Annotated in this window: 20 protein-coding genes and 1 pseudogene; 13 read left to right on the top strand and 8 right to left on the bottom strand. The window is 68.6% G+C overall.

Going from position 1 to position 24,812, the window contains the following annotated elements; genetic code table 11:
• Positions 1-26 precede the first annotated feature (26 nt).
• From QXK92_RS07670 to QXK92_RS07645, 6 genes are all read right to left on the bottom strand, one after another.
• Complete coding sequence (locus QXK92_RS07670; RefSeq protein ID WP_306241074.1) at positions 27-635, bottom strand: NUDIX domain-containing protein; 609 nt, start codon at positions 633-635, stop codon at positions 27-29.
• The gene (locus QXK92_RS07665) at positions 632-2,134 is read right to left on the bottom strand and encodes a nicotinate phosphoribosyltransferase (RefSeq protein ID WP_306244262.1); all 1,503 of its coding nucleotides are present in this window, start codon (positions 2,132-2,134) and stop codon (positions 632-634) included. Before QXK92_RS07665 ends, QXK92_RS07670 begins: the two co-directional genes overlap by 4 nt.
• Positions 2,134-3,009, bottom strand: coding sequence for a ribose-phosphate pyrophosphokinase (locus QXK92_RS07660; protein ID WP_306241073.1), 876 nt, complete (start codon positions 3,007-3,009; stop codon positions 2,134-2,136). Before QXK92_RS07660 ends, QXK92_RS07665 begins: the two co-directional genes overlap by 1 nt.
• A 138-nt stretch (positions 3,010-3,147) precedes the next feature.
• Positions 3,148-5,811: a circularly permuted type 2 ATP-grasp protein gene (locus tag QXK92_RS07655; RefSeq protein WP_306241072.1), complete on the bottom strand. Its 2,664-nt coding sequence runs from the start codon at positions 5,809-5,811 to the stop codon at positions 3,148-3,150.
• On the bottom strand, positions 5,811-9,128 hold the full coding sequence (locus tag QXK92_RS07650) for a DUF2126 domain-containing protein (RefSeq protein WP_306241071.1): 3,318 nt from the start codon (positions 9,126-9,128) through the stop codon (positions 5,811-5,813). The genes QXK92_RS07655 and QXK92_RS07650 overlap by 1 nt, the downstream gene beginning before the upstream one ends.
• 149 nt (positions 9,129-9,277) lie before the next feature.
• Positions 9,278-10,375: a hypothetical protein gene (locus QXK92_RS07645; RefSeq protein ID WP_306241070.1), complete on the bottom strand. Its 1,098-nt coding sequence runs from the start codon at positions 10,373-10,375 to the stop codon at positions 9,278-9,280.
• A 135-nt stretch (positions 10,376-10,510) separates the two neighbouring features.
• Here QXK92_RS07645 and QXK92_RS07640 point away from each other — a divergent pair, with 135 nt between their 5' ends.
• Positions 10,511-11,866 carry a replication-associated recombination protein A gene (locus tag QXK92_RS07640; RefSeq protein WP_306244260.1) on the top strand — a complete coding sequence of 452 codons (1,356 nt, stop codon included), beginning with the start codon at positions 10,511-10,513 and terminating at the stop codon, positions 11,864-11,866.
• A 90-nt stretch (positions 11,867-11,956) separates the two neighbouring features.
• Here QXK92_RS07640 and QXK92_RS07635 read toward each other — a convergent pair whose 3' ends face one another.
• Positions 11,957-12,577, bottom strand: a complete 621-nt coding sequence (locus QXK92_RS07635; protein WP_306241069.1) for a hypothetical protein — start codon at positions 12,575-12,577, stop codon at positions 11,957-11,959.
• A 118-nt stretch (positions 12,578-12,695) separates the two neighbouring features.
• Here QXK92_RS07635 and QXK92_RS07630 point away from each other — a divergent pair, with 118 nt between their 5' ends.
• From QXK92_RS07630 to aroQ, 10 genes are all read left to right on the top strand, one after another.
• On the top strand, positions 12,696-13,085 hold the full coding sequence (locus tag QXK92_RS07630) for a secondary thiamine-phosphate synthase enzyme YjbQ (protein WP_306244258.1): 390 nt from the start codon (positions 12,696-12,698) through the stop codon (positions 13,083-13,085).
• Positions 13,086-13,190: 105 nt separating this feature from the next.
• Positions 13,191-15,896: an alanine--tRNA ligase gene (gene alaS, locus QXK92_RS07625; RefSeq protein ID WP_306241068.1), complete on the top strand. Its 2,706-nt coding sequence runs from the start codon at positions 13,191-13,193 to the stop codon at positions 15,894-15,896.
• On the top strand, positions 15,897-16,463 hold the full coding sequence (gene ruvX / locus QXK92_RS07620; RefSeq protein ID WP_306241067.1) for a Holliday junction resolvase RuvX: 567 nt from the start codon (positions 15,897-15,899) through the stop codon (positions 16,461-16,463).
• The gene (gene mltG / locus QXK92_RS07615; RefSeq protein WP_306241066.1) at positions 16,456-17,691 is read left to right on the top strand and encodes an endolytic transglycosylase MltG; all 1,236 of its coding nucleotides are present in this window, start codon (positions 16,456-16,458) and stop codon (positions 17,689-17,691) included. Before ruvX ends, mltG begins: the two co-directional genes overlap by 8 nt.
• 44 nt (positions 17,692-17,735) lie before the next feature.
• On the top strand, positions 17,736-18,542 hold the full coding sequence (locus QXK92_RS07610) for a shikimate dehydrogenase (RefSeq protein WP_306241065.1): 807 nt from the start codon (positions 17,736-17,738) through the stop codon (positions 18,540-18,542).
• Positions 18,543-18,552: 10 nt separating this feature from the next.
• A complete protein-coding gene (locus QXK92_RS07605) occupies positions 18,553-18,978 on the top strand; it encodes an A24 family peptidase (protein ID WP_306241064.1) in 426 nt (141 codons plus the stop codon).
• A gap of 117 nt (positions 18,979-19,095) precedes the next feature.
• Positions 19,096-20,304, top strand: a complete 1,209-nt coding sequence (gene aroC / locus QXK92_RS07600) for a chorismate synthase (RefSeq protein WP_306241063.1) — start codon at positions 19,096-19,098, stop codon at positions 20,302-20,304.
• A 6-nt stretch (positions 20,305-20,310) separates the two neighbouring features.
• Positions 20,311-20,835, top strand: a complete 525-nt coding sequence (locus QXK92_RS07595) for a shikimate kinase (RefSeq protein WP_306241062.1) — start codon at positions 20,311-20,313, stop codon at positions 20,833-20,835.
• Positions 20,832-21,917 (top strand): 3-dehydroquinate synthase, encoded by a 1,086-nt coding sequence (aroB, locus tag QXK92_RS07590; RefSeq protein WP_306241061.1) that lies wholly within the window; start codon positions 20,832-20,834, stop codon positions 21,915-21,917. Before QXK92_RS07595 ends, aroB begins: the two co-directional genes overlap by 4 nt.
• A complete protein-coding gene (gene aroQ / locus QXK92_RS07585) occupies positions 21,914-22,339 on the top strand; it encodes a type II 3-dehydroquinate dehydratase (protein WP_371934146.1) in 426 nt (141 codons plus the stop codon). The genes aroB and aroQ overlap by 4 nt, the downstream gene beginning before the upstream one ends.
• Here the strand turns inward: aroQ and QXK92_RS07580 are convergent.
• Positions 22,340-23,094: pseudogene (locus tag QXK92_RS07580) on the bottom strand (B-4DMT family transporter).
• A 33-nt stretch (positions 23,095-23,127) separates the two neighbouring features.
• Between QXK92_RS07580 and QXK92_RS07575 the strand changes: the two are divergent.
• Both QXK92_RS07575 and efp read left to right on the top strand, forming a co-directional pair.
• The gene (locus QXK92_RS07575) at positions 23,128-24,234 is read left to right on the top strand and encodes a Xaa-Pro peptidase family protein (protein WP_306241059.1); all 1,107 of its coding nucleotides are present in this window, start codon (positions 23,128-23,130) and stop codon (positions 24,232-24,234) included.
• Positions 24,235-24,248: 14 nt separating this feature from the next.
• Positions 24,249-24,812 carry an elongation factor P gene (efp, locus tag QXK92_RS07570; RefSeq protein WP_205877699.1) on the top strand — a complete coding sequence of 188 codons (564 nt, stop codon included), beginning with the start codon at positions 24,249-24,251 and terminating at the stop codon, positions 24,810-24,812.

The raw sequence follows: 24,812 nt of genomic DNA, 5'->3' as shown, positions 1-24,812 counted from the left end.
CACCTAGGCTTCCACCTAGGTGCCGCCTAGGCGGGTCTGGCGCGGTAGACGCGGGCGGGCCGGCCGGCCCCGGCGGGTTTGCGGTACCGGTCGGTCCGGACATAGAGCGGGGAGCGGTCCAGGCGTGCCCGCGCGGCCGTATCGGTGATCGAGGTGCAGGCCCGCAGCAACGAAAAGACCTCCACGAAGGTCGTTTCCGGGCCCAACAGCGCGTAGGTTGTGCCGGCATCGGTGAGCAGGCGCTCACCGATCCGGGACAACGCAGACCTCGCCATCGCGGTGTGGTGGAACGGCATCGCGTCGGGGATCTCGGTCACGGATAGCGCGCCCTCGGTACCGGCGGCGACCCGGGCGGCCACGACGATCGACACGGTGTGTCCGCGTTCGTCGCGTGCCGGGTCGCTGACCACGTCGACGACCGTGACGCCGCTGGTGATCTCCGCGCCGGCCTTTTCCCGCACGATCCTCCTGGCGGCCTGCTCGACGGTTTCACCGGCCTGGGCGGCCAGCAGTCCCCCCGGCAGGGTGGTGGCCCCGCGGTGCGGGGTGCCGGCGCGCCGAATCAGAACGATGCGCGGCACCGGCTCGTCTCCGGTGAGCGCCACCACGTCGACGCTGAGCCAGGTCTGCGTCACGGTCGGCTCCAGCGATCGCGGATCGCGTTCTCCTGCCTCAGGTTTGCGCGTACCTCGGCGAAAGTCTGGGTGCGCAGCAACTTTCCGTCTTCGAAGACGAGCTGCAGTTCATCGTCGGCTTCCCGATCGGCGTGTTCGATCAGGTACGGGCGGCCGTCAGTGTCACGACGGACCGCGAGGCGTCCGGTGGCCGACTTCTTGGAGCCGTCGTCGGTGATGGGATCCTTGAGAATGTCGCGGCCCTGCCCGTCGACCTGAACCCAGGTGGCTTTGACGGCCATTTTGAACGTGTCCCGGGTCTGATACTGGTAGGTGTACGAGCCGAAACCGAAAACGACTGCCGTAGAGGCGAATCCCTGGGCCATCAGGTTCCCGGTGATGGAGTCGGCCCGTTCATAGGTGATCGAGTCGCCGTAGATCGCGCCCACGTGCGGATCCAGTTCGCGGTAGCCCTTGTCGTTGACGACGGTGCCGAACGTCTCCGCGAGCAGCAGCACGACGCCCTTGTTTTCGGGTGTGCCGGCCGGGGCATCCGGATCGCCACACAGGATGAGCTCGGGGTCGCCGGAGTCTGGCCTGATCACCAGCTTGCCGTCGCGGGTCCTGATCTCCTCGGCGCGCGCGGGCAGGTACTCGGTGAGCACCCGCCACAGATTCCAGGTGTCGGACACTACGGACAGAGTGCCCGTCGGGTACAGCTGGAGCAGCCGGTCGAAGGTCTGCAGTTCGCCGTCTTGGCCGCCGGCGCACATCACCGAGTGCTCGGTGGCCGGGACACTGGCCCCGATCAGTTTGCCGTCGTTCCCCGGGTAGTACTGCTGGATATACCGGATGGCCGGCAGGGTGTCGGTGCCGCTGAAACTGATCAGGTGGCCGGCGCCCGATGCCGCTGCCGCCTCGGTACCGCTCATGCCGCGATAGGCGAACTCGTGCCCCTGGAATTTCACCGCGTCCTCGTCGCCGGACTCCGCCGCGCGCTCGTCCAGCAGTACGCGGTTGCGCCAGGCGAGGGTGGCGCTGGTGATCGGCTGCCACAGCTGGGCCGACATCTCGGTCTCCAGATAGTTGGTCAGCCAGAAGAACCGGCTGTCGGTGTTCTCCACCGTCAGGTAGGGCACCCGCAACGGGATCAGCGCCCCTTCCTTGGCGGCCCGCACCCGAAGCGGTAGGTAACCCAGTGTGTGCAGCTGCCGGAAGTGTTCTGCACCAATATCATTCGTGCCGAGCAGCGCCGTCACGAACTCCTCGTATCCGGCCAGTACCGCGTCGAGTTCGTCGGGGGAGAGGTCGAAGAACACTTGCCAGCGTTTCTGCAGTTGGCGCAGATAGGCTTGCAGCCCGAAGAACACGGTGGCGTCGACGTCGGGAAGCCGGCTTCCGCGTGCGGTCAGATTCGAGTAGACGAACTCGGTGCCCTTCGGGTACTGGCGGCGGTGGTCCAGCTTGTAGGCGTCGGTGGACAGCAGCGTGTCCAGGGCGCGGTCCTGCCGGTCGTTCATCATCGTTGTGTCCCTTCGGAATTGCCGGCGATGCGGCGGATGGTTTGCGTCACGTACGGCGCCAGCCTGGTGATGTGGACGTGCGCGTCACGGGCCCCGGACAGCGAGTCGGTGGTGTGGACGCGGCGGTACCCGGACAGCGCCTTGCGGGAGTGTTCCGGACCGGTGAACCCGCCATGGGTCACCCACAGGTCCAGCGTCACCTCGGGAGGCATCGCGTCCCGCAACAACGCGAACGTCCCTCCACCGTCGCAAATGTCGTCCATCACCAGATACCGGCCGGTCTGCACGCCGTCAGGCGCCTGGTATCCCTTGAGCTTCCCGGTGGCCTGGTCTCGTGACTTGGAAGCGATGAGTACCGGTATCTCCAGCTGCTCGCCCACCAGCGACGCACGAGCTTTCGATCCGGCATCCGGCCCGATGACGCCCTGGTAGGGGCCGCTGGCGGCGACGGCGTCCCCGACGATTGTCGCCAGGTCGAGTTCCCAGCGGCCGACGGCCGGATTAGCGGCACTCAACGCGTCCAACCACACCGTCGAGTGTGGATCGACGGTGACGATGTCGGTGATACCGGACAGGGCCGCCAGCCTGGCGTTGGTGCGGGCGGGGCTCGGCAGATCCTTGTCGCCCCGTGCGCTCGGCAGGTAAGGCATCACCAGCACCCGTCGGTCGCTGTCACCGACCAGCGATGCCCAGTTGAAGACGACGGACCAATCCGGGGCCGGCGTGCGAACCCACAGCACCTGGAATCCAGGGGAGAGTTCGGCGTCGCCGGTGCGCCGCACCGTCACGTCACCCATCGGGTAGGCGAACACCTCGATCGGTTCGGGTGTCAAGGCTTCGGTGTCGAGGGCGAAGAACTCGTAATCGGACATGCACTCACCGTAGCACCCATTTCTCACAAAATGTGAGAAATGTGGCAGGGGTTACCTCCCCGAGCCGAGCAGACACAAAATCACCGTGGAGCGCACGCTCCGTGGTGATTTTGTGTCTGCTCGCGCAACCTGCCGGACTTAGGCCGGCATCGTCCGGCGCTCGTCGGGTCCGCCCCACAGCGGCTGCATCCCGCCGGGCAGGGCCAACTGTGTCGCGGTGATCACGTCGGAGAGGTCGCGCAGCCCGGCATGCACCGCGCCGAGCAGCTCAGCCAGTTCCTCGCGGGCGCCGTCGGTGATCTCTTCCAGCTCGGCGGGATCCGAACGCCGCAGCCGGGCGCTGATCTCATCGACGATCCGTTCCGGGCGCGACGAACCGGTCGAACTGGGCAGGTTTTTGAGGTTGATGCGCAGCCGCTCCAGCTGGAACTGCAGCGAGCGCGGGTTCTGTCCGTCGAACAGCATCAGGTCGGTCACCGCGGCGATGCTGATCTTGCCCAACGTGCGCCGCCGGTAGATGACCGACGATTCGCAGGCCTCCAGCATCGCCTCGACCACCGACTGTTCGGCGACGGTGCCCCGCACTTCGCTCAGTGTGTCGGCCAGCAACGCGGTCAGCCACAGTCCCCGTTCGATGCGTTTGCCGATGTCCATCATGGTCCAGCCGACGTCGTGCACCATGGACTCGCCGGCCACCCCGGACAGCGTCAGCATGCCGGCCAGCGCCTGCGACTGTGCCGAGGCCAGCAACGCGTCCGCCTCGGCCAGCGACTGCGGCGGATCAGATCGCAGTCCCACGGCACGTTCCACGTTGGCCAGCACCATCCAGGTGTCGTTGGACAGTTGGTCGCGCACCGCCCGGGCGGACAATGCCAGCCCTTCCACCGACTGGATCAGCGAACCCGGCCGGTCCAGATCCACCGTCATCGACCACAGCATGGAGGGGGCCACGGCGATCATCTCGGCCTTGTCGGAGTCGCCGTCGCCGCTGGCCCCGGTGTCGGTCCCGGTGATCTGGCCCAGCGCGGCCATCAGGACCGGCACGCACTCGCTTTCTTCGGTGTCCTGATGGTGGCGGTAAACGTGGTAGCGCTCGCGCGCCACGATCAGCAACCGGGCCATGTTCTCCGCCCGCTCGCCGTAACGCCCCATCCAGAACAGGTCGGACAGCACACGCGGAGAACTGACGGTCCATCGCCCCGCGCCGGCCGCGGCGGCGGGTTGCGGCGCCGACGGGAGGGAGATCACCTTCTCGGCGATCGCCCGTTCCGTCGGCCGAACCCAGATATCTTTCGCGGCAACCGTTTTCAGCGTGAAGGCATCCGGCTCCGGAGCCACCACGTAGCCCAGTCCGCCGATCATCGGCGCGTATCCGCTGCGTTGAGCGACCGTGAACAACCGCATTCCCACCCCGGCAGAGGACAACACGCCCGCGTGGTCGGTGGGGGCCGAGGAGAACGTCGGCAGTTCCTGGCCGGCCCAGCGCCAGGGCACCGCCTCGATCTGGGCCGCCAGCTCGGCCAACTGCGCCGACGAAAGTGTCGGTCCGACAAGGGTTTCCCCGCCATCGGTCGGTTTGATCAGCAGCGACGACAGGTTGGCCAGCAGGTGGGAGAGTTCGTTGGGAATGCCGCCCCAGTAGACCGGCGCGGTGGGCAGCAGCGGCTCTTCGCCGAGCAGGCGCTCGGCCATCTCGGGCAGAAACCGAAGCAGCCCAGGGCTTTCCAGGATGCCGCTGCCCAGTGTGTTGACCACGGTCACCGTCCCGCGATGCAGCGCTTCGACCAGTCCGACCACGCCGAGCCGGGAGTCGGCACGCAGATCCAGCGGGTCCGCGTACAGCGCGTCGACCCGCCGCAGCACGACGTCGACACGCTTGAGGGTGCCCAGCGAGCGCATCCACAACTTGCCCTCGCGCACCACCAGGTCGGCGCTTTCCACCAACGGGAAGCCCAGCAGGGTCGCCAGATACGCCTGGTCGAATGCCGTCTCGGAGTAGATGCCGGGGCTCAGTACCACCACCACCGGGTCCTGCACCACGTCGGGCGCGGCATCGATCAGGCCGAGCCGCAGCGCCTGCGCGAACGGCGTGGTCGGCCGCGGTGCGATGCGCTCGTACAGATCGGGAATCGCGTGGGCCAGCACCCGGCGGTCGGCCAGCGCATAACCGGCGCCCGAGGGAGCCTGTGTCCAGTCGGCGTTGACCTGGAACCCGCCATAAGGCAACCGGCTCAGATCGCAGCCGTGCATGAACAGCTGGTGGTGTCCGGGCACCTTGATGCCGTTGGCGGGCCGCACATAGCCCGGATGGGCGAACACCAGCGGGGCCGGCAGCAGGCCCTCGGTGAGCAGGCTGCGCGGCCCGTACAGGTCGGCGAGCACGGCATCGAGCAGGCGCGAGCGTTGTACCAGCCCGGCTTCCAGCACTTCCCAGTCGGCTGCGGAGACGACCAGTGGCAACGTGTCCAGACTCCAGGGCCCCGGCTCCGGCCCGTGGCCGGGGGCCGGCTGCGCCTCGCGCGACGGGTCCACGCCGGTGTAGGTGATGCCGTCATGGTCGATGAGGCTGTGCACCACCGAACGCATCCGGTCCAGCCCCACCCGGCCGCCGTGGGAGATGGTGTCGGCCAGCTCCGTCCAGGTCTCGCGCACGTCGCCGTCGGCGTCGACGAACTCGTCGTACCCGCCGCCCGGGCCGTCTCGCAGGTCGAACAGGGCTTCCTGGGCGCGCGCGGTCCGGTAACCGGCCAGCAGGCGGTCGACGTCGTAGCGGTCACCGACCGAGAAATCTGGAAGCGCCATTACTGCTGCACGGTACGCACGCGCCGCAGGTCGAGGATGCCCGGCGCGCCGATGTCGGTGAGGAATCGGGCCTGCTTCTCCCGCAGCCCGGCGAGATCGAATTTGCCGGGGGTGAACCCGGCCGCTTCGAAGCGGCGCGCGCGGCGGGATTCGGCTTCCACGGCGTTGACCGGCGGCTCGTCGTAGGCGCGCCCGCCGGGGTGGGCGACGTGGTAGGTGCAGCCGCCGCGCGAGGTCCCGGCGGTCAGGTCGACCAGCTCGAACTGCAGCGGGACGTCGGTCGAGATGGTCGGGTGCAGGGCGCTGGGCGGCTGCCAGGCCTTGAACCGCACCCCGCCGACGTGGATGTCGGGGTTGTCGGTGGCCAGCAGGGGGACGGGATATCCGTTGCAGATCACGGCGTAGCGGTGCCGGTCGGCGCCGATGACGCGGACCTGGACGCGTTCCACCGACGAGTCGACGTAGCGGGCCGTTCCGGTGGCGGTCGACTCCTCGCCCAGGGTGTTCCACGGTTCGATGGCACCCCGCAACTCGATCTCCACGCCGTCGAAGACGGCCGTGCCGATCCGCGGGAACCGGAACTCGGTGAACGGGTCCAGCCAGCTGGTCTCGAACGCGATACCTTGGGCGCGCAGATCGGCCGCCACATCGGCGATATCGTGAATCAGGAAGTGCGGCAACAAGTATCGCCCGTGCAGGTTGGCGCCGTGCCGGATCAGCGGGGCGCGCAGCGGCTGCTCCCAGAACCATGCCACCAGCGAGCGCACCAGCAGCGACTGCACCATCGCCATCCGCAGGTGCGGCGGCATCTCGAAGCCGCGCAGCTCCAGCAGCCCGAGCCGGCCGCGGGCACCTTCGGGGCTGTAGAGCTTGTCGATGCAGAACTCGGCGCGGTGGGTGTTGCCGGTGATGTCGGTGAGCAGATGGCGCAGCGCGCGGTCGGTCACCCACGGCTTGGCGGCCCCACCCGCACTCAGGCGGGCGATCTCGGCGAAGGCGATCTCGAGTTCGTAGAGGGCCTCGGCGCGGCCCTCATCGACCCGGGGAGCCTGTGAAGTGGTGCCGACGAACCGCCCCGCGAACAGGTACGACAGCGACGGGTGCCGCTGCCAGTAGGTCAGCAGCGACACCAGCAGGTCCGGGCGGCGCAGCAGCGGTGAATCGGCGGGAGTCACTCCGCCCAGCGTGATGTGATTGCCGCCGCCGGTGCCGCCGTGGGTGCCGTCGATGTCGAACGACTCGGTGGACAGCCGCGCCAGCCGCGCCTGCGCGTACAGGGTTTCCAGCTGCTGGCGCTGATCGTCGAAGCTGGCTGTCGGCGCGACATTGACCTCGATCACGCCCGGGTCCGGGGTGATCGTCGTCGAGGTCAGCCGTGGGTCCGGCGGCGGGCCGTACCCCTCGATCACCACCGTGGTGTCGACCTTCGCCACGGCGGTCTCGATGCGCGCGACCAGGTCGACGAAGTCTTCCAGTGCTTCGGTCGGCGGCATGAACACATAGAGCAAGCCGTTGCGGACCTCGGCGACGAGCGCGGTCGTCGGTGCGTTGTGGGGTTCGACGAGGACGGCCTGATCGGGTGCAGCGGGGGGCAGCGGGTCGCTGATGGCCACCGGGTCGACGGCGAACGAGGCCGGCGGCGGGCTCCAGCTGATCGAGTTCAGCGGCAGCCGCAGACCTGCCGGCGAGTCGCCTTCGGTCAGCACCAGACGGCCCCGGCGCAGGCGCCAGTCGGCGCTGGCCCAGCCGCTGCCGTCGTCGCGGCGGTGCAGGGGCAGCACGAAGGCCGACGGGCTGGTGACGGCTTCGTCCAGACGCGCCAGCAACTCGGCCCGGCGCGCGACCCCGTCGTCAGCCAGGTCGTCGTCGGGTGCCACCGCGTCGCCCGCCGGCAACCGCACCGCGGCGGACAGCCGGGCCAGCGGGTCCTCGAAGGCCGGGCGCACCTGCGACAGCGGCAGCCCCAGGCTCTCGGCGATGCCGGCCAGCACTTCTTGCGCGGTGTCGATCTCGACCGGATCGACCTCGTCAGGCCCCCAGGGATCGGCGAACAGTGCCTCGTTGGTCCACAGCGGCCGGCCGTCGGTGCGCCAGTACAGCCCGATCTGCCAGCGCGGCAACGGCTCTCCCGGATACCACTTGCCCTGGCTGCGCTGCACCAGGCCCTGCGGCGCCCACTTCGCCTTCAACCGGGCGGCCAGTTCCGATGCCAGCTTCCGCTTGTGCGGGCCGTCGGCGGCGGTGCGCCATTCCGGGTCGACCTGGTTGTCCACCGACACGAACGTCGGCTCACCGCCGACGGTCAGCCGGACATCGCCGGCGGCCAGCCGCTCGTCGACGTGGTGGCCCACCGCGCAGATGGTGTCCCACGCGTCGTCGCTGTAGGGCAACGTGACCCGCGGGTCCTCGTGGACGCGGGTGACGGTGTTGGAGAACTCCATCACCGAACTGCAGGGTTCGGTGCTGCCGGTGATGGGAGCCGCGGACGCCGGGTGCGGGGTGGCCGCCAGCGGGATGTGTCCTTCCCCGGCAAACAGCCCTGACGTCGGGTCCAGGCCGATCCAGCCGGCGCCCGGGATGTACACCTCGGTCCACGCGTGCAGGTCGGTGAAGTCGGCGGCGGGCCCGGACGGGCCGTCGAGGGCTTCGATGTCGGAGGTCAACTGGACCAGGTAGCCCGAGACGAACCGGGCGGCGAGCCCGAGCTGCCGCAGGATCGACACCAGCAGCCACGCCGAGTCGCGGCACGAGCCGACGCCGCTGCGCAAGGTGAAGTCCGGAGTCTGGACGCCGGGCTCCATCCGCAGGCTGTAGGTGACGTCGACGTTGATCGCTCGGTTCAGCGCGACGAGGAAGTCGATGGTGCGGGTGCCCTCGGGCACCGAGAAGTTGCGCACCCAGGCCTGTGCCAGGTCACCGGGACCGGATCCCTCGCCGTCCTCGTCGACGGGCCGCAGGTACGGCTCCAGGTCGTCGGCCAGCGGCTTGGGGTACAGCGACCGGTCCGGGTGCCACGTCTCGGCCCAGTCCTCGATGAAGAAGTCGAACGGGTTGATCACCTTGAGGTCGGCGATGAGGCCGACGGTGATGGTCAGCTCGCGGGTGGGTTTGGGGAACACCAACCGGGCGAGGAAGTTGCCCAGCGCGTCCTGCTGCCAGTTGATGAAGTGTTCGGCCGGCTCGACCCGCAGCGAATAGGCCTCGATGGGCGTGCGGGAGTGCGGAGCCGGGCGCAGGCGCACCACGTGCGGATAGACCTGGACCAGCTTGTCAAAGGTGTAACTGGTGCGGTGCTCCAGTGCAACTTTGATGCTCATAACCGCTGATCCCATCACAAGAGACAGCCGCCCGCAGCGCGCGCCTATGGTGGCTTGCGTTGCGGGCGGCTGTCATTCGGCTGTCCGGCCGCTCCGTGTGAACGGCCTGTTTCGGTCGTTTTACCGCTGGTGGCAGCTGTGCCCGACAGTTAGGAATACTGTTGCGGCGGCGGGTACTGCCCGGGCGGCGGACCCGGCGGGTACTGTCCCGGCGGTGGGCCCGGCGGGTACTGGCCCGGAACACCGGCCTGCTCCAGCTCGGCGACGTGTCCGCCCGTCAGCTTGCGGTAGGTGTAGATCTGCACCAGGGCCGCGACGGGCGCCCCCACCACCAGACCGATGTAGCAGGCGAGCTGGCCGACCGCCACGGCCGCGTACTGAACCAGCCAGGACAATGCGCTCGGCCCCATGTTGGCGCGCACGGTCGCAAAGCTGGCCTTGATCGCGTCCAACGGCGACAGGTTCTTGTCGACGACGTACGCGACGGCGAACTGGGTGAAGAAGGCGATGACCAGCGGCCCGATGATGGTGCAGGACAGCAGCGACGACGCCAGCACGATCAGCAGGGTGGTGAGCAGCACTCCGACCACGTTGCGCGGCTTGAAGAAGGTCCCGATGCTGACTGGACGGCCGTCAGCGAGGTCCAGGGCAGCGGTGGTCAGACCGGCCTGCAGGAATGCCGCGACGACCAGGGCGAGGATGATGCCGACCGTCATCACGATCCAGCTGATCAGGCCGAACTCGGTGCTGCTCGACTCGTAGCTGACGCCGTACCCGTAATCCGTGGTGGTGGTCGTGGTGTCGGCGGTCGCGAATGCGATCCCCAGCGGGATGCCGATGACGGCGGCAAGGATCAGGAAGTAGATCGCGACCGGCGCGGCCAGCGCGGCGGCGTTGTTCTTGAACTTGCCCCACGACCAGTTGAAGGCGTCGCCGACGCTGAACGGTGGGCCGCCGGGACCTCCTCCCAGGCCTGACTGCGGCGGGTAACCCTGCGGCGGAGCGCCGTAACCCGGCGGTGGTGGCGGCGGAGGGGGAGTCCCGTATCCCGGAGCCTGGTAGCCGCCGGGGCTCTGCTGGCCGTATTCGGGCGGTGGCGGGGGAGCGCCGTAGCCGGGCGGCGGGGGCGGGGGCGCCCCGTAGCCGGGAGGCGGCGGTGGGCTGTACCGCGGCGGGGGTTGGTAGCCCGGCGGGTTGCCGCCCTGAGGGTCGGCCGGGTTGCCGGGATGTTCTGGCGGCTGGCTCATGGCTGTCCTCGTTGCCTCGTAGTTCGCTCGGGTCGATCGGGGCGTAGCAAACGGGAACTTAGCAAATGTGCGCCCTGGATGCTCGCATTGGTCGTGGGCGGCTTCCTTGTGGTTGGCGTGTCCGCGCTGCGTGGTATGCCTGAAGTCGTGTCCGACGGTCTGTTCGACCTGCCCGGTGCGCCGAAATCGACCGATTCCGCGTTGAGTGTGTCGGGTGCCGGTGCCCCGTTGGCGGTGCGGATGCGCCCGGCCTCGCTCGAAGAGGTGGTGGGTCAGGAGCACCTGCTGGCCGCCGGGTCACCCCTGCGGCGCCTGGTTGAAGGGTCGGGTGTCGCGTCGGCCATCCTCTACGGGCCGCCGGGGAGCGGGAAGACGACGCTGGCGGCGCTCATCTCACACGCCACCGGACGACGTTTCGAGGCGCTGTCGGCGTTGTCGGCCGGTGTCAAAGATGTTCGGGCCGTTATTGATTCGGCTCGAACCGGGCTGCTCCGTGGCGAGCAGACGGTGTTGTTCATCGACGAGGTGCACCGGTTCTCCAAGACCCAGCAGGACGCCCTGCTGGCTGCGGTGGAGAACCGGGTGGTGCTGCTGGTCGCGGCCACCACCGAGAATCCGTCGTTCTCGGTGGTCGCCCCGTTGCTGTCGCGCTCGCTGATCCTGCAGCTGCGGCCGCTGACCCCCGACGACATCCGCACGGTGGTGCAGCGGGCGATCGACGACCCGCGCGGACTGGGCGGCAAGGTGACGGTCGCGCCCGAGGCTCTCGAGCTGTTGGTGCAACTGGCCGCCGGTGATGCCCGGCGCGCGCTGACCGCGCTCGAGGTGGCCGCCGAGGCTTCCGATCACGTTGTCGTCGAAACCATCGAGCAGTCCCTGGACCGGGCAGCGGTGCGCTACGACCGGGACGGCGATCAGCACTACGACGTCGTCAGCGCCTTCATCAAGTCGGTGCGCGGCTCGGACGTCGACGCGGCACTGCACTATTTGGCCCGGATGCTGGTGGCGGGCGAAGACCCGCGGTTCATTGCCCGGCGGCTGATGATCCTGGCCAGCGAGGACATCGGCATGGCGGATTCGACGGCACTGCTGGTGGCCGTCTCCGCGGCACAGACGGTTGCGCTGATCGGCATGCCCGAGGCGCAGTTGACGCTGGCCCACGCCACCATCCATCTGGCCACCGCGCCGAAGTCCAACGCGGTGACGACGGCGCTGGGCGCGGCGATGGCCGACATCAAGGCGGGTAAGGCCGGTCTGGTGCCGCCCCATCTGCGCGACGGACACTATTCCGGTGCGGCCAAGCTGGGCAACGCGCAAGGCTACAAGTACTCCCACGATGACCCCGATGGCGTTGTCGCACAACAGTATTCACCGGATGAGCTGGTAGGTGTGGACTACTATCGGCCGACCGGGCGGGGTGGGGAACGGGAGATCGCCGGCCGGCTGGACCGGTTGCGCGCGATCATCCGCGGAACGCGGGGGAGGTCATGAGAAACCCACGTGTCCCGTCGAGCCTGTAGATCGGGTGGGCGTTACGCGTACTTTCCCGCCAATCGTGCAGGCTCGGTGAGCCTGGGCCCCTCAGACCAATTCCGGCACCCGCAGGTGCGCCAGCGCCAGCTCGAACTCCCCGACGTCGTCCTGGTCGAGGCCGAGATCGCGCATCATCGCCGTCCGCATCGAGCGGGCGGCGTCTGTGCAGCGCTCCATCGCCTCATGGCTGTCGTAGGTCACCGAGACGACAGCCCGTGCCGACGTCTGGTCGACCATCAGGCTGGCGCTGCAGAACCCGTCGAACTCCTCGATGGCCGGCAGCACCGCCCACCGGTAGTAGTCGATGCCGCGCTCGAACTGCTCGGGCCGCGTTCGCAACCACGTGGCGCGCACACAGGCGCCCGGGGCGGAGCGGTGGTCGCGATGCAACACCGCGATGCGCCACTGGTCGACGACGGCGCTGCCGCCGAAGATCTCGACCGCGCGGTAGCGCACCGGCCATACGCGCTCGGCGCTGCGCTGCATCGCCGATTCGGTTTCCCATGAGCTGGTGGCAATGCAGCGGCCCGACTCGCGATCGACCAACAGCGAGAGGCCCAGGCAGCCCTCCATGTCATCGAGGGCCGGCATCACCACGTCGCGAACATATTCGATGCCCATGTTGATCGACGAGCGCTGCGCCTGGATGGTTGTGGAACGTGCAAACACGATCGACCCCTCCTCTCGGTCGGGGCGGCGCCACCGGCGGCGCCACCGGTCCACCACCACCTTCCTCCGGCACTGTCGGCTGATCAAGCCCCGTAGGCTGGTCAGGATGGATACCGATGTGCTGGATGTGGACACCGCGCGTCGCCGCATCGTTGACCTCACCGACGAGGTACGCGAATTTTGCGGCAACCACGTGGACGGGCTGTGCAATGTGTTCGTCCCCCACGCGACCGCCGGGCTGGCCATCATCGAAACTGGTGCCGGGTCCGACGACGACCTGGTGGAGACACTGGAGCGGCTGTTGCCCCGCGACGACCGGTACCGGCACTCGCACGGCTCGCCGGGGCACGGCGCCGACCACGTGTTGCCGGCGATTGTTTCGCCCTCGGTGACGGTGCCGGTCAGTGGCGGCGAGCCGCTGTTGGGCACGTGGCAGAGCGTCGTGCTGGTCGACCTGAACCGCGATAATCCGCGGCGGTCGGTCCGGTTGACCTTCGTCGACGGCTAGATGGAAGGCTAAGCGGGCCTCATTGCGTGTTCGGCGGGAAGCTCCGGCGAATAGGCTGATACCCGACTGTCGCCAGCCAGCCCAGGAAACTAAGGAAGAAGCACAGTGCAGACACACGAGATCAGGAAGCGGTTCCTTGATCATTTCGTGAAGGCGGGCCACACCGAGGTGCCCAGCGCCTCGGTGATCCTCGACGACCCCAACCTGTTGTTCGTCAACGCCGGCATGGTCCAGTTCGTGCCATTCTTCCTCGGCCAGCGCACGCCTCCCTACGCCACGGCCACCAGCATCCAGAAGTGCATCCGCACCCCTGACATCGACGAGGTCGGGATCACCACCCGGCACAACACCTTCTTCCAGATGGCCGGCAACTTCTCTTTCGGCGACTACTTCAAGCGTGGCGCCATCGAGCTGGCCTGGGCACTGCTGACCAATCCGGTTGCCGACGGCGGCTACGGTCTTGATCCCGAAAAGCTCTGGGCGACAGTCTATCTCGACGATGACGAGGCCGCTCAGCTGTGGCAGGACATCGCGGGTCTGCCGCCCGAGCGCATTCAGCGCCGCGGCATGGCCGACAACTACTGGTCGATGGGGATACCCGGTCCGTGCGGGCCGTCCTCGGAGATCTACTACGACCGCGGTCCCGAGTTCGGCGTCGACGGCGGCCCGATCGCCAACGAGGACCGCTATCTCGAGGTGTGGAACCTCGTGTTCATGCAGAACGAGCGCGGCGAGGGCACCTCGAAAGAGGACTACGAGATCCTCGGGCCGTTGCCCCGCAAGAACATCGACACCGGCATGGGCGTCGAGCGCATCGCGCTGGTGCTGCAGAACGTGCACAACGTCTACGAGACCGACCTGCTGCGTCCGGTCATCGACCTGGTCGCCGGCCGGGCGCCGCGCGGCTATGACGTCGGCAACCATGCCGACGACGTGCGCTACCGCATCATCGCCGACCACAGCCGCACCGCTGCGATCCTGATCGGCGACGGCGTCAGCCCCGGCAACGACGGCCGCGGCTACGTGCTGCGGCGGCTGCTGCGCCGGGTCATCCGGTCGGCCAAACTGCTGGGCATCGACACCCCGATCGTCGCCGACCTGATGGCCACCGTGCGCGACGCGATGGGCCCGTCGTATCCCGAACTGGTCAACGACTTCGAGCGGATCAACCGCATCGCCGTCGCCGAGGAGACCGCGTTCAACCGCACCCTGGCCTCGGGCTCGAAGTTGTTCGACGACGTGGCCGGCGCCACCAAGTCCGCGGGCTCCACGGTCGTCAAAGGCTCCGATGCCTTCACCCTGCACGACACCTACGGCTTCCCGATCGAGCTCACCCTGGAGATGGCCGCCGAATCCGGCCTGACGGTCGACGAGGCAGGCTTTCGCGAACTGATGGCCGAGCAGCGCCGGCGCGCCAAGGCCGACGCCGCCGCGCGTAAGCACGCGCATGCCGACCTCACCGCCTACCGCGAACTGGTCGACGCGGGACCGACCGAGTTCACCGGCTTCGACGAATTGACCTCCGAGGCAAAGATTCTCGGCATCTTCGTGGACGGCAAGCGAGTGCCCGTGGTGGCCCATGCCGACGCGGTGAACGCCGACCGGGTGGAACTGATCCTGGACCGCACACCGCTGTACGCCGAGTCGGGCGGTCAGATCGCCGACGCCGGCAGCATCAGCGGCACCGGTTCGGGATCCAGCGCCCGCGCCGCGGTCACCGACGTGCAGAAGATCGCCAAGACCTTGCACGCTCACCGCGTCAACGTCGAGTCCGGGGAGTTCGTCGAAGGCGACACCGTCGTCGCGGCGGTGGACCCCGGCTGGCGCAAGGGCGCGACGCAAGGGCATTCCGGCACCCACATGGTGCACGCCGCGCTGCGACAGGTGTTGGGCCCCAACGCTGTTCAGGCCGGATCGCTGAACCGCCCGGGCTACCTGCGCTTCGACTTCAACTGGCAGGGACCGCTCTCGGAGGACCAGCGCACCCAGATAGAAGAGGTGACCAACGAGGCCGTCCAGGCCGACTTCGAGGTCCATACGTTCCTCGAGAAGCTCGAGAAGGCCAAGGCGATGGGCGCCATGGCGCTGTTCGGCGAGGCCTACCCCGAACAGGTGCGGGTGGTCGAGATGGGTGGGCCGTTCTCGCTGGAGCTGTGCGGAGGTACCCACGTGCACAACACGGCGCAGATCGGGCCGGTGACCATCCTCGGCGAATCCTCCATCGGTTCCGGGGTGCGACGCGTGGAGGCCTACGTCGGGCTGGATTCCTTCCGGCACCTCGCCAAGGAACGGGCCCTGATGGCCGGATTGGCGTCGTCACTGAAGGTGCCGTCCGAGGAGGTGCCGGCGCGGGTGGCGAGTCTGGTGGAACGGCTCAAGGCAGCCGAAAAAGAACTGGAACGCGCCCGGCTGGCCACCGCCCGCGCGGCAGCCACCAACGCCGCCGCCGGGGCCGAGCGCATCGGCAACGTCCGGGTGGTCGCGCAGCGCATGTCGGCCGGGATGACGGCGGCGGATCTGCGCTCCTTGGCCGGCGACATTCGCGGCAAGCTGGGCAGCGACCCCGCGGTGGTCGCCCTGATCGCCGAAGGTGACGGGCCGACGGTTCCGTACGCGGTGGCCGCCAACCCGGCCGCTCAGGATCTGGGGCTCAATGCCAACGAACTGGTCAAACAGCTCGCCGGAAGTGTTGACGGCCGGGGCGGCGGCAAGGCTGACCTGGCCCAGGGTTCGGGCAAGAACCCGGCCGGCATCGACGCGGCCCTGGACGCGCTGCGCTCGGAGATCGCCGTGATAGCGCGGGTCGCTTGAGTGGTCGAATTACCGCAGGCACACGGCGGCGACCCGCTTCGCCCGGCTTCGCCGCCCTCGCGATCGCCGCAGCGCCAGCCTGACCGGCCGGGCGAATCAGACCCCGGCAGGGGCCGGCGACTCGGCGTCGACGTGGGCACGGTGCGTATCGGTGTGGCCGCCAGCGATCCGGACGGCATTCTGGCCACCCCGGTGGAAACCGTGCGCCGCGACCGGTCCGGCAGGCACCTGCGCCGGTTGGCGACGCTGGCGGCCGATCTCGAGGTCGTCGAGGTGATCGTGGGCCTGCCGCGCACCCTCGCCGACCGCATCGGCCAGTCGGCACAGGACGCCATCGAGGTGGCCGACGCACTGGCCGAACGGGTCGCGCCCACACCGGTCCGGCTTGCCGACGAGCGGCTGACCACGGTCACCGCGCAACGGTCCCTGCGCGACGCGGGAGTCAGGGCCAAACAGCAGCGGTCGGTTATCGACCAGGCTGCGGCCGTGGCGATTCTGCAGGGCTGGCTCGATCAGCGCCGCACCCTCATCGCAGGCCCCGCCGGCAGAGAGGCCTCCGATGTCTGAGCGGGAAAAGGCCAAGCCGATGGCAGTCGAGCCGAGCCGGCACCGCCGTACGCGCGCGGCCCGCAAGAAGGAGCAACGCACCCGCCGTCGCCGCCGGGTGGCCGGCGGGTTCGCCGCCGGGGTGCTCGTCGTCGTGGTGGTGGCGGCCGTCGTCGTCGGCGCGAAGCTCTGGCAGGTCTTCTCCGGCAACGAGGACGACTACACCGGTACCGGCAAGAACGACGTGGTGATCCAGATCCAGGCCGGTGACTCCACGACCGCGGTGGGGGAGACGCTGCTCAAGCGTGGGGTGGTGCGCACCGTGCGGGCGTTCGTCGATGCCGCCCACGGCAACGCCGCGATATCGGCGATTCAGCCCGGGTACTACCGGATGCGTACCGAGATCCCGGCGGCCAACGCGGTGTCGCGCCTGGCCGACCCGAACAGCCGGGTGGGCAAGCTGGTGATTCCGGAGGGCCGCCAGCTCGACGACACCACCGACATGAAGACCAACAAGACGACGCCGGGGATCCTCACCCTGATCTCGCGGGCCACGTGCGTGGATCTGGATGGCAATCAGCGGTGCGTGTCGCTGGCCGACCTCAAGGCGTCGGCGAGCAAGAGCACTCCAGCGGCGCTGCAGGTGCCGAAGTGGGCTCTTGAGCCGGTCGGGGAGCTGCGCGATGATCACCGCCGGCTGGAGGGTCTGATCGCACCCGGCACCTTCAACATCGACCCGGCCGCTTCGGCGGAAACCATCCTGGCCAGCCTCATCAGCGCGGGCACCGTGGAATACCTGACGTCGGGGCTGGAGGACACCGCCAAGGCGATCGGCCTGTCGCCGTACGACATCCTGGTGGTGGCGTCGCTGGTGCAGCAGGAAGCCAACGTGCAGGACTTCACCAAGGTCGCGCAGGTGATCTACAACCGGCTGCATGAGCACCGGAAGCTGGAGTTCGACTCGACGGTGAACTATCCGCTGGACCGCCGGGAGGTCGCCACCAGCGACGCCGATCGCGCGCAGCGGACCCCGTGGAACACCTACATGTCCGAAGGCCTGCCGGCCACCGCGATCTGCTCACCCGGGATCGACGCGCTGCGCGCGGCCGAGCATCCGGCGGCGGGTGACTGGTTGTACTTCGTCACCATCGACGCCCAGGGGACCACGCTGTTCACCCGCGACTATCAGCAGCATCTGGCGAACATTGAACTGGCCAAACGCAACGGTGTGCTCGACTCCGCGCGATGAAGACTCCGCGCGATGAAGACTCCGCGCGATGAGGACTCCGCGCGATGAGCGGCGCTAGAAAGGCCGGGGTGCTCGGCTCGCCGATCGCCCATTCTAAGTCCCCTCAGTTGCACCTGGCCGCCTACCGCGCGCTGGGCCTGCACGACTGGACCTACGACCGCATCGAGTGCAGCGCCGAGCAACTGCCGGGCATCGTCGGGGGATTCGGCCCCGAGTGGGTCGGCGTGTCGGTGACCATGCCGGGCAAATTCGCCGCGCTGCGATTCGCCGACGAGCGCACCGCCCGCGCCGAGCAGGTCGGTTCCGCCAACACCCTGGTACGCACGGCCACCGGGTGGCGCGCGGACAACACCGACATCGACGGTGTCGCGGGCGCGCTCGGTCAGGCGTCGGGACATGCCCTGGTCGCCGGGTCGGGTGGCACCGCGCCGGCGGCCGTGGTGGGGCTGGCCAACCTCGGGATCGCCAGCATCGCGGTGGTGGCCCGCAATGCGGAGAAGGCGGCCCGACTGGTGGAGCTGGGCACCCGGTTGGGCGTTGCGACGCGGCACTGCGGCCTGGACGACGGCGCGCTGCCCGAGGAGGTGGCGGCCGCGCAGGTCCTGGTCAGCACCCTGCCGGCCGATGTCGCCGCTCACTATGCCACCACTTTCGCCGCCGTCCCGGTGCTGCTGGACGCCATCTACAACCCGTGGCCCACACCGCTTGCCGCCGCGGTGCGCGACGCCGGCGGACGGGTGATCAGCGGCCTGCAGATGCTGCTGCACCAGGCCTTCGCGCAGGTGGAGCAGTTCACCGGGATGCCCGCGCCCCGTGAGGCCATGACTTGCGCACTCGAGGAATTGATTTAGCCTGCCGCGCATGCGGATCGCGATCGGGATCGGGATCGGGATCGTGGCGGCGTGGCTGGTCGCCCTCAGCTATTACGACGTTCGGGAGCGGCGGTTGCCCAACTGGCTGACGCTGCCCGGCGGTGCGGTGATCCTGATCGCGGCGGTGCTGGCCGGTCGCGGCACACAGGCGCTGATGGGTGGGTTGGCGTTGACGGCGGTGTACCTCGCCGTCCATCTGGCGGCGCCGGCGGCCATGGGAGCCGGAGACGTCAAGCTCGCGGTGGGCCTCGGCGAGTTGAGCGGCTGTTTCGGGGTCGAGGTGTGGCTGCTGGCGGCGCTGGGCGCGCCGCTGCTGACCGCCGCGGTCGGGTTGCTCTGCGGGTTGCGGACCGTGCCGCACGGGCCGTCCATGTGTGTGGCGACGGGGTTCGCAATGGCGCTTGCCATCGCGTAGCGCCCCGCGGCGTGGCGCTGGTTCTGCGCCTGTGCCGCTTCTACTCGAACTTCTTCACCCTGGCTGCAGACTCAAGGGCGTGAAAGCACACCGCCGCACACGTGGGAAGATGTTCGGGTGTTGCGCTGGATCACTGCTGGGGAATCCCATGGCCGCGCGCTGGTGGCCATGGTCGAGGGCATGGTCGCCGGCGTCGAGGTGACGTCCTCTGAAATCGCCGACGAGTTGGCCCGTCGCCGCTTGGGCTACGGCCGCGGCGCCCGGATGAAGTTCGAGCGCGACGCGGTGACCATGTTGTCCGGCGTTCGGCACGGCCTCACGCTGGGTGGGCCCATCGCCATCGAGATCGGCAACACCGAGTGGCCGAAGTGGGAGACGGTGATGGCGCCCGACCCCGTCGATCCGGCACAGCTGGCCGACAGCGCGCGCAACGAACCGCTGACTCGGCCGCGGCCCGGCCACGCCGACTACGCCGGCATGCTCAAGTACGGATTCGATGACGCCCGGCCGGTGCTCGAGCGTGCCAGCGCCCGCGAGACCGCGGCCCGCGTCGCAGCCGGCACCATCGCCCGGGCGTTCCTGCGCCAGGCGCTGGGTGTGGAGGTGCTCTCGCACGTCATCTCCATCGGTGCCTCGACGCCGTACGACGGCCCGCCGCCGCGCCCCGAGGACTTGGCCGCGATCGATGCCAGCCCGGTCCGCGCCTATGACGCCGAGGCCGAGAAGTCGATGATCAGCGAGATCGAGGCGGCCAAGAAGGACGGCGACACCCTCGGTGGCGTGGTCGAGGTAGTGGCATCGGGCCTGCCGGTCGGCTTGGGCTCGTTCACCAGCGGCGACAACCGGCTGGACAGCCAGCTGGCCGCGGCGGTGATGGGCATTCAGGCGATCAAGGGCGTCGAGATCGGCGACGGCTTCGAGACCGCCCGCCGTCGGGGCAGCCGCGCCCACGACGAGATGTATCCCGGGCCCGACGGGGTGGTCCGGTCGACCAACCGGGCCGGCGGGCTCGAAGGCGGCATGACCAACGGGCAGCCGCTGCGGGTTCGCGCGGCGATGAAGCCCATCTCCACCGTGCCGCGGGCGCTGGCCACCGTCGATCTAGCGACGGGCGACGAGGCTGTCGCCATTCACCAGCGCTCGGACGTGTGCGCGGTGCCGGCGGCGGGAGTGGTCGTCGAGACGATGGTGGCGCTGGTCCTGGCTCGCGCGGCACTGGAGAAGTTCGGTGGCGATTCGCTGGCCGAGACCCGCCGCAACATCGATTCCTACCAGCGCACGGTCGCCGACCGGGAGGCGCCGGCCGCCCGCGCCGCCGGAAGCTAGCCGGAGATGGCTCCCAGGGCGGTACTTGTCGGCCTACCGGGTTCGGGCAAGTCGACCATCGGCCGTCGGTTGGCCAAGGCGCTCGGGGTGAGTCTGCTCGACACCGATGCGGCCATCGAGCAGCAGACCGGGCGCACCATTGCCGACATCTTCGCCACCGACGGCGAACCGGAGTTCCGGCGCATCGAGGAAGAGGTGATCCGTGCGGCGCTCGACGAGCACGACGGTGTGCTGTCGCTGGGCGGTGGCGCGGTCACCAGCCCGGGGGTGTGCGCGGCGCTGGCCGGACACACGGTCGTCTATCTCGAGATCAGCGCCGCCGAAGGCGTGCGGCGCACCGGTGGCAACACCGTCCGGCCGCTGTTGGCCGGGCCCGACCGCGCCGAGAAGTTCCGAGAGCTGATGTCCAAACGCATTCCGTTGTACCGCCGGGTCGCGACGATCCGGGTGGACACCAACCGCCGCAATCCCGGCGCGGTGGTCCGCTACATCGTGTCCCGGCTGCAGACCCAGGTAGAGGCAACCAAATGACAGACAACGCACCGGTCACCGTCGAGGTGGCCGTCGATCCGCCGTATCCCGTGGTGATCGGCACCGGACTGCTCGATCAGCTGCAGCAGCTGCTGGCCGGACGGCACAAGGTCGCGATCCTGCACCAGCCGGTGCTGGCGCACACCGCAGAGGAAATGCGAGCTCGCTTGGCGGACAACGGGATCGACGCGCATCGCATCGAAATCCCGGACGCCGAGGCGGGTAAAGAGCTGCCGGTCGTGGGCTTCATCTGGGAAGTGTTGGGCCGCATCGGGATTGGCCGCAAGGATGCGCTGGTCAGCCTGGGTGGCGGGGCCGCCACCGACGTCGCCGGATTCGCGGCCGCCACCTGGCTGCGCGGCGTCTCGATCGTGCACGTGCCCACCACGCTGCTCGGCATGGTCGACGCCGCCGTCGGCGGCAAGACCGGCATCAACACCGACGCAGGCAAGAACCTGGTCGGCGCGTTCCACCAGCCGCTGGCCGTACTGGTCGATCTTTCGACGCTGAAAACGTTGCCGCACAACGAGATCGTCGCGGGCATGGCCGAGGTGGTGAAGGCCGGATTCATCGCCGACCCGGTAATCCTGGACCTCATCGAGGCCGACCCGGAAGCGGCAGTGGATCCCGAAGGCGACGTGCTGCCCGAACTTGTCCGCCGCGCGATCGCCGTCAAGGCCGAAGTGGTCGCGGCTGACGAGAAGGAATCCGAGCTGCGCGAAATCCTGAACTACGGGCACACTTTGGCCCACGCGATCGAACGCCGCGAGCGATACCAGTGGCGCCACGGGGCCGCCGTTTCGGTGGGACTGGTGTTCGCCGCTGAGCTGGCCCGCCTCACCGGCCGCCTCGACGACGCGACCGCCGCACGCCACCGCGACATCCTGACGTCGCTGGGCCTGCCGGTGAGCTACGACCCGGACGCGCTGCCGCAGCTGCTGGAATACATGGCGGGAGACAAGAAAACCCGCGCCGGTGTGTTGCGGTTCGTAGTGCTGGACGGCCTGGCCAAGCCCGGCCGGCTGGTGGGACCGGACCCGGGTCTGCTGGTCACGGCCTACGCGGGAGTGTGTGCCCCATGACGATCAACGTGATCAACGGCCCAAACCTGGGCCGGCTCGGCAAGCGGGAGCCCGCCGTCTACGGCAGCACGACGCATGACGACCTGGTCGCCCTGATCGAAGCCGAAGCCGCCCAACTCGGACTCGAAGTCGTTGTGCGGCAGAGCGACAGCGAAGCCGAACTCCTGGACTGGATTCACCGGGCCGCCGATGCGTCGGAACCGGTGATCCTCAACGCCGGCGGTCTGACGCATACGTCGGTGGCCCTGCGCGACGCCTGCGCGGAGTTGAGTGCACCCCTTATCGAGGTGCACATCTCCAACGTGCATGCGCGCGAGGAGTTTCGGCACCACTCCTACCTCAGCCCCGTGGCGACCGGGGTGATCGTGGGCCTGGGTGTGCAGGGCTACCTGCTCGCCCTGCGCTACCTGGCAGCGCCGTAGCTACTTCTTGTCCGGCTTGTCGAGGTTGATTACCTCGGTCTTGGCGTCACTGTTGTCGCCGGTACGGATGACCTCGGTCTTGTCCTCGTGACCGTGGCTGCCGGTGCGTATGACCTCGGTCTTGGAGTCTTCGCCGTGGTCGCCGGTGCGGATGACCTCAGTGGGAGCGTCGTGCTCGCGCTCGACGGTGGCCACCGACGACGTCCGCTCCTCGGTCTGGGCGCCGGACGTCCGGATCTCCCCGGTGGGACTGTCGTCGGCGCGCACCGCGGAGAACACATCGGTGTCGGCGCTGCGATCACGGTTCGGGTCGTGGTCGGGCTTCTCCAGAGGGGGGCGTTACGGTCGACGCGCCAGCGTCCGACGGCCACCCCGACGATCGCGAACAAGAACACGATCAGCGCGGTGAATGCCGCAAAAGTAGTTAGCTCGTTGAGCAAACCGCCGGTGTAGATGCCCTTGTAGAAGAGGGCGATGATCCAGGCCACCAGCCCGCTGACCACACCGGCCACCAAACCGCCGAGCAACCAGACCATGGCCAGGTCCTCGCGGCGGTCGGGGTCCGGATTGGCCTTCGCGTCGGCCCGGCCGTCGAAATAGCCCCATATCGCGGCACAGATTACGAATATCGTCAGCAGCACTATGCTGATCAGCGCCGACTGTGTCTGCCACGCGTTGATCAGCGCCCCTTGAAACAGGCGAAGAACGACCATCCCGGCGGCAAAGATCAATCCACGCAGCATCCACTTGTTCATGGGCAAACAGCGTAGCGAGTACGGTCAAGGGTCGTGACACATTCCCAGCGCCGACACAACCTGAAAACCAAAATCAGTGCCGCCGGACTAGACGCGATGCTGGTCACGGACTTGATAAATGTGCGGTATCTATCCGGCTTCAGCGGGTCCAACGGCGCGTTGCTGGTGTTTGCTGACGACCGCGAGGCCGTGCTGGCCACCGATGGTCGCTACCGCACCCAGGCCGCGCAGCAGGCACCCGATCTCGAGGTCGCCATCGAGCGCGCAGTCGGGCGCTCACTGGCCGCGCGGGCAGGACAGGACGGCGTCGGAAAGCTGGGCTACGAGAGCCACGTGGTCACCGTTGACGGCCTGGACGCGCTGGCCGGCGAGCTGGACGGCTGCAACACCGAATTGGTGCGGGCGTCCGGGACGGTGGAGACGCTGCGCGAAATCAAAGACGCCGGTGAGCTGGCGCTGTTGCGCCTGGCCTGTGAAGCGGCCGACGCCGCGCTGGCCGACCTGGTGGAGCGCGGTGGTCTGCGGCCGGGCCGCACCGAGCGCGAGGTGAGCCGCGAGCTCGAAGGTCTGATGCTCGACCACGGCGCCGACGCCATCTCGTTCGAGACGATCGTGGCGGCCGGGCCGAATTCGGCCATCCCGCACCACCGGCCCACCGACGCGGTGCTGGCGTCGGGCGACTTCGTCAAGATCGACTTCGGCGCCCTGGTCGCGGGCTACCACTCCGATATGACCCGCACCTTCGTGCTCGGCAACGCCGCCGACTGGCAGCTGGAGATCTATGAGCTGGTCGCCGAGGCCCAACGCGCGGGCCGGGAGGCGCTGCGCCCCGGCATCGAGCTGCGCGAGGTGGACGGCGCCGCGCGGCGGATGATCGCGGACGCGGGCTACGGCGACCACTTCGGCCACGGCCTGGGACACGGCGTCGGCCTGCAGATACACGAAGCGCCGGGCATCGGGGCGACATCCGCCGGTACACTACTTGCGGGCTCCGTGGTGACCGTGGAGCCCGGCGTCTATTTACCCGGCCGTGGCGGTGTCCGCATCGAGGACACATTGGTGGTGCCCAGCAACACCCCGCACCCCGGGCAGACCCCGGAATTGTTGACCCGGTTCCCGAAGGAACTGGCCATTTTGTAGGAGATTTAGAAGACGTGGCGACCACTGCTGACTTCAAGAACGGACTCGTCCTGGTGATCGACGGCCAGCTGTGGACCATTACCGAGTTCCAGCACGTCAAACCCGGCAAGGGTCCCGCCTTCGTGCGGACCAAGCTGAAGAACGTGCTCTCCGGCAAGGTCGTCGACAAGACCTATAACGCCGGCGTCAAGGTCGACACCGCCACCGTCGACCGGCGCGACACCACCTACCTGTACCGCGACGGTTCGGACTTCGTGTTCATGGACAGCCAGGACTACGAGCAGCACCCGCTGCCCGAGTCGTTGGTCGGCGACGCCGCCCGGTTCCTGCTGGAGGGCCTGCCGGTGCAGGTGGCGTTCCACAACGGCGCGCCGCTCTACATCGAGCTGCCGGTGTCCGTCGAACTCGTGGTGTCCCACACCGAGCCCGGATTGCAGGGCGACCGGTCCAGCGCGGGAACCAAGCCGGCCACCGTGGAAACCGGTGCGGAGATCCAGGTGCCGTTGTTCATCAACACCGGCGACAAGCTCAAGGTGGACACCCGCGACGGCAGCTACCTGGGGCGGGTCAACACCTGA

This window comes from Mycobacterium sp. TY815 (assembly GCF_030755135.1).
In the GTDB taxonomy this organism is placed as follows: Bacteria; Actinomycetota; Actinomycetes; order Mycobacteriales; family Mycobacteriaceae; genus Mycobacterium.
The sequence above is the reverse complement of the archived record's forward strand: the minus strand, read 5'-3'. Positions and strand labels throughout refer to the sequence as shown.

Coding starts and splice junctions, on each gene's coding strand:
- QXK92_RS07645 (WP_306241070.1), bottom strand. CDS start 10,375: ATGAGCCAGCCGCCAGAACATCCCGGCAACCCGGCCGACCCTCAGGGC.
- QXK92_RS07655 (WP_306241072.1), bottom strand. CDS start 5,811: ATGGCGCTTCCAGATTTCTCGGTCGGTGACCGCTACGACGTCGACCGC.
- aroQ (WP_371934146.1), top strand. CDS start 21,914: ATGACGATCAACGTGATCAACGGCCCAAACCTGGGCCGGCTCGGCAAG.
- mltG (WP_306241066.1), top strand. CDS start 16,456: ATGTCTGAGCGGGAAAAGGCCAAGCCGATGGCAGTCGAGCCGAGCCGG.
- QXK92_RS07605 (WP_306241064.1), top strand. CDS start 18,553: ATGCGGATCGCGATCGGGATCGGGATCGGGATCGTGGCGGCGTGGCTG.
- QXK92_RS07650 (WP_306241071.1), bottom strand. CDS start 9,128: ATGAGCATCAAAGTTGCACTGGAGCACCGCACCAGTTACACCTTTGAC.
- QXK92_RS07660 (WP_306241073.1), bottom strand. CDS start 3,009: ATGTCCGATTACGAGTTCTTCGCCCTCGACACCGAAGCCTTGACACCC.
- QXK92_RS07665 (WP_306244262.1), bottom strand. CDS start 2,134: ATGAACGACCGGCAGGACCGCGCCCTGGACACGCTGCTGTCCACCGAC.
- QXK92_RS07640 (WP_306244260.1), top strand. CDS start 10,511: ATGCCTGAAGTCGTGTCCGACGGTCTGTTCGACCTGCCCGGTGCGCCG.
- aroB (WP_306241061.1), top strand. CDS start 20,832: ATGACAGACAACGCACCGGTCACCGTCGAGGTGGCCGTCGATCCGCCG.
- QXK92_RS07610 (WP_306241065.1), top strand. CDS start 17,736: ATGAGCGGCGCTAGAAAGGCCGGGGTGCTCGGCTCGCCGATCGCCCAT.
- QXK92_RS07595 (WP_306241062.1), top strand. CDS start 20,311: ATGGCTCCCAGGGCGGTACTTGTCGGCCTACCGGGTTCGGGCAAGTCG.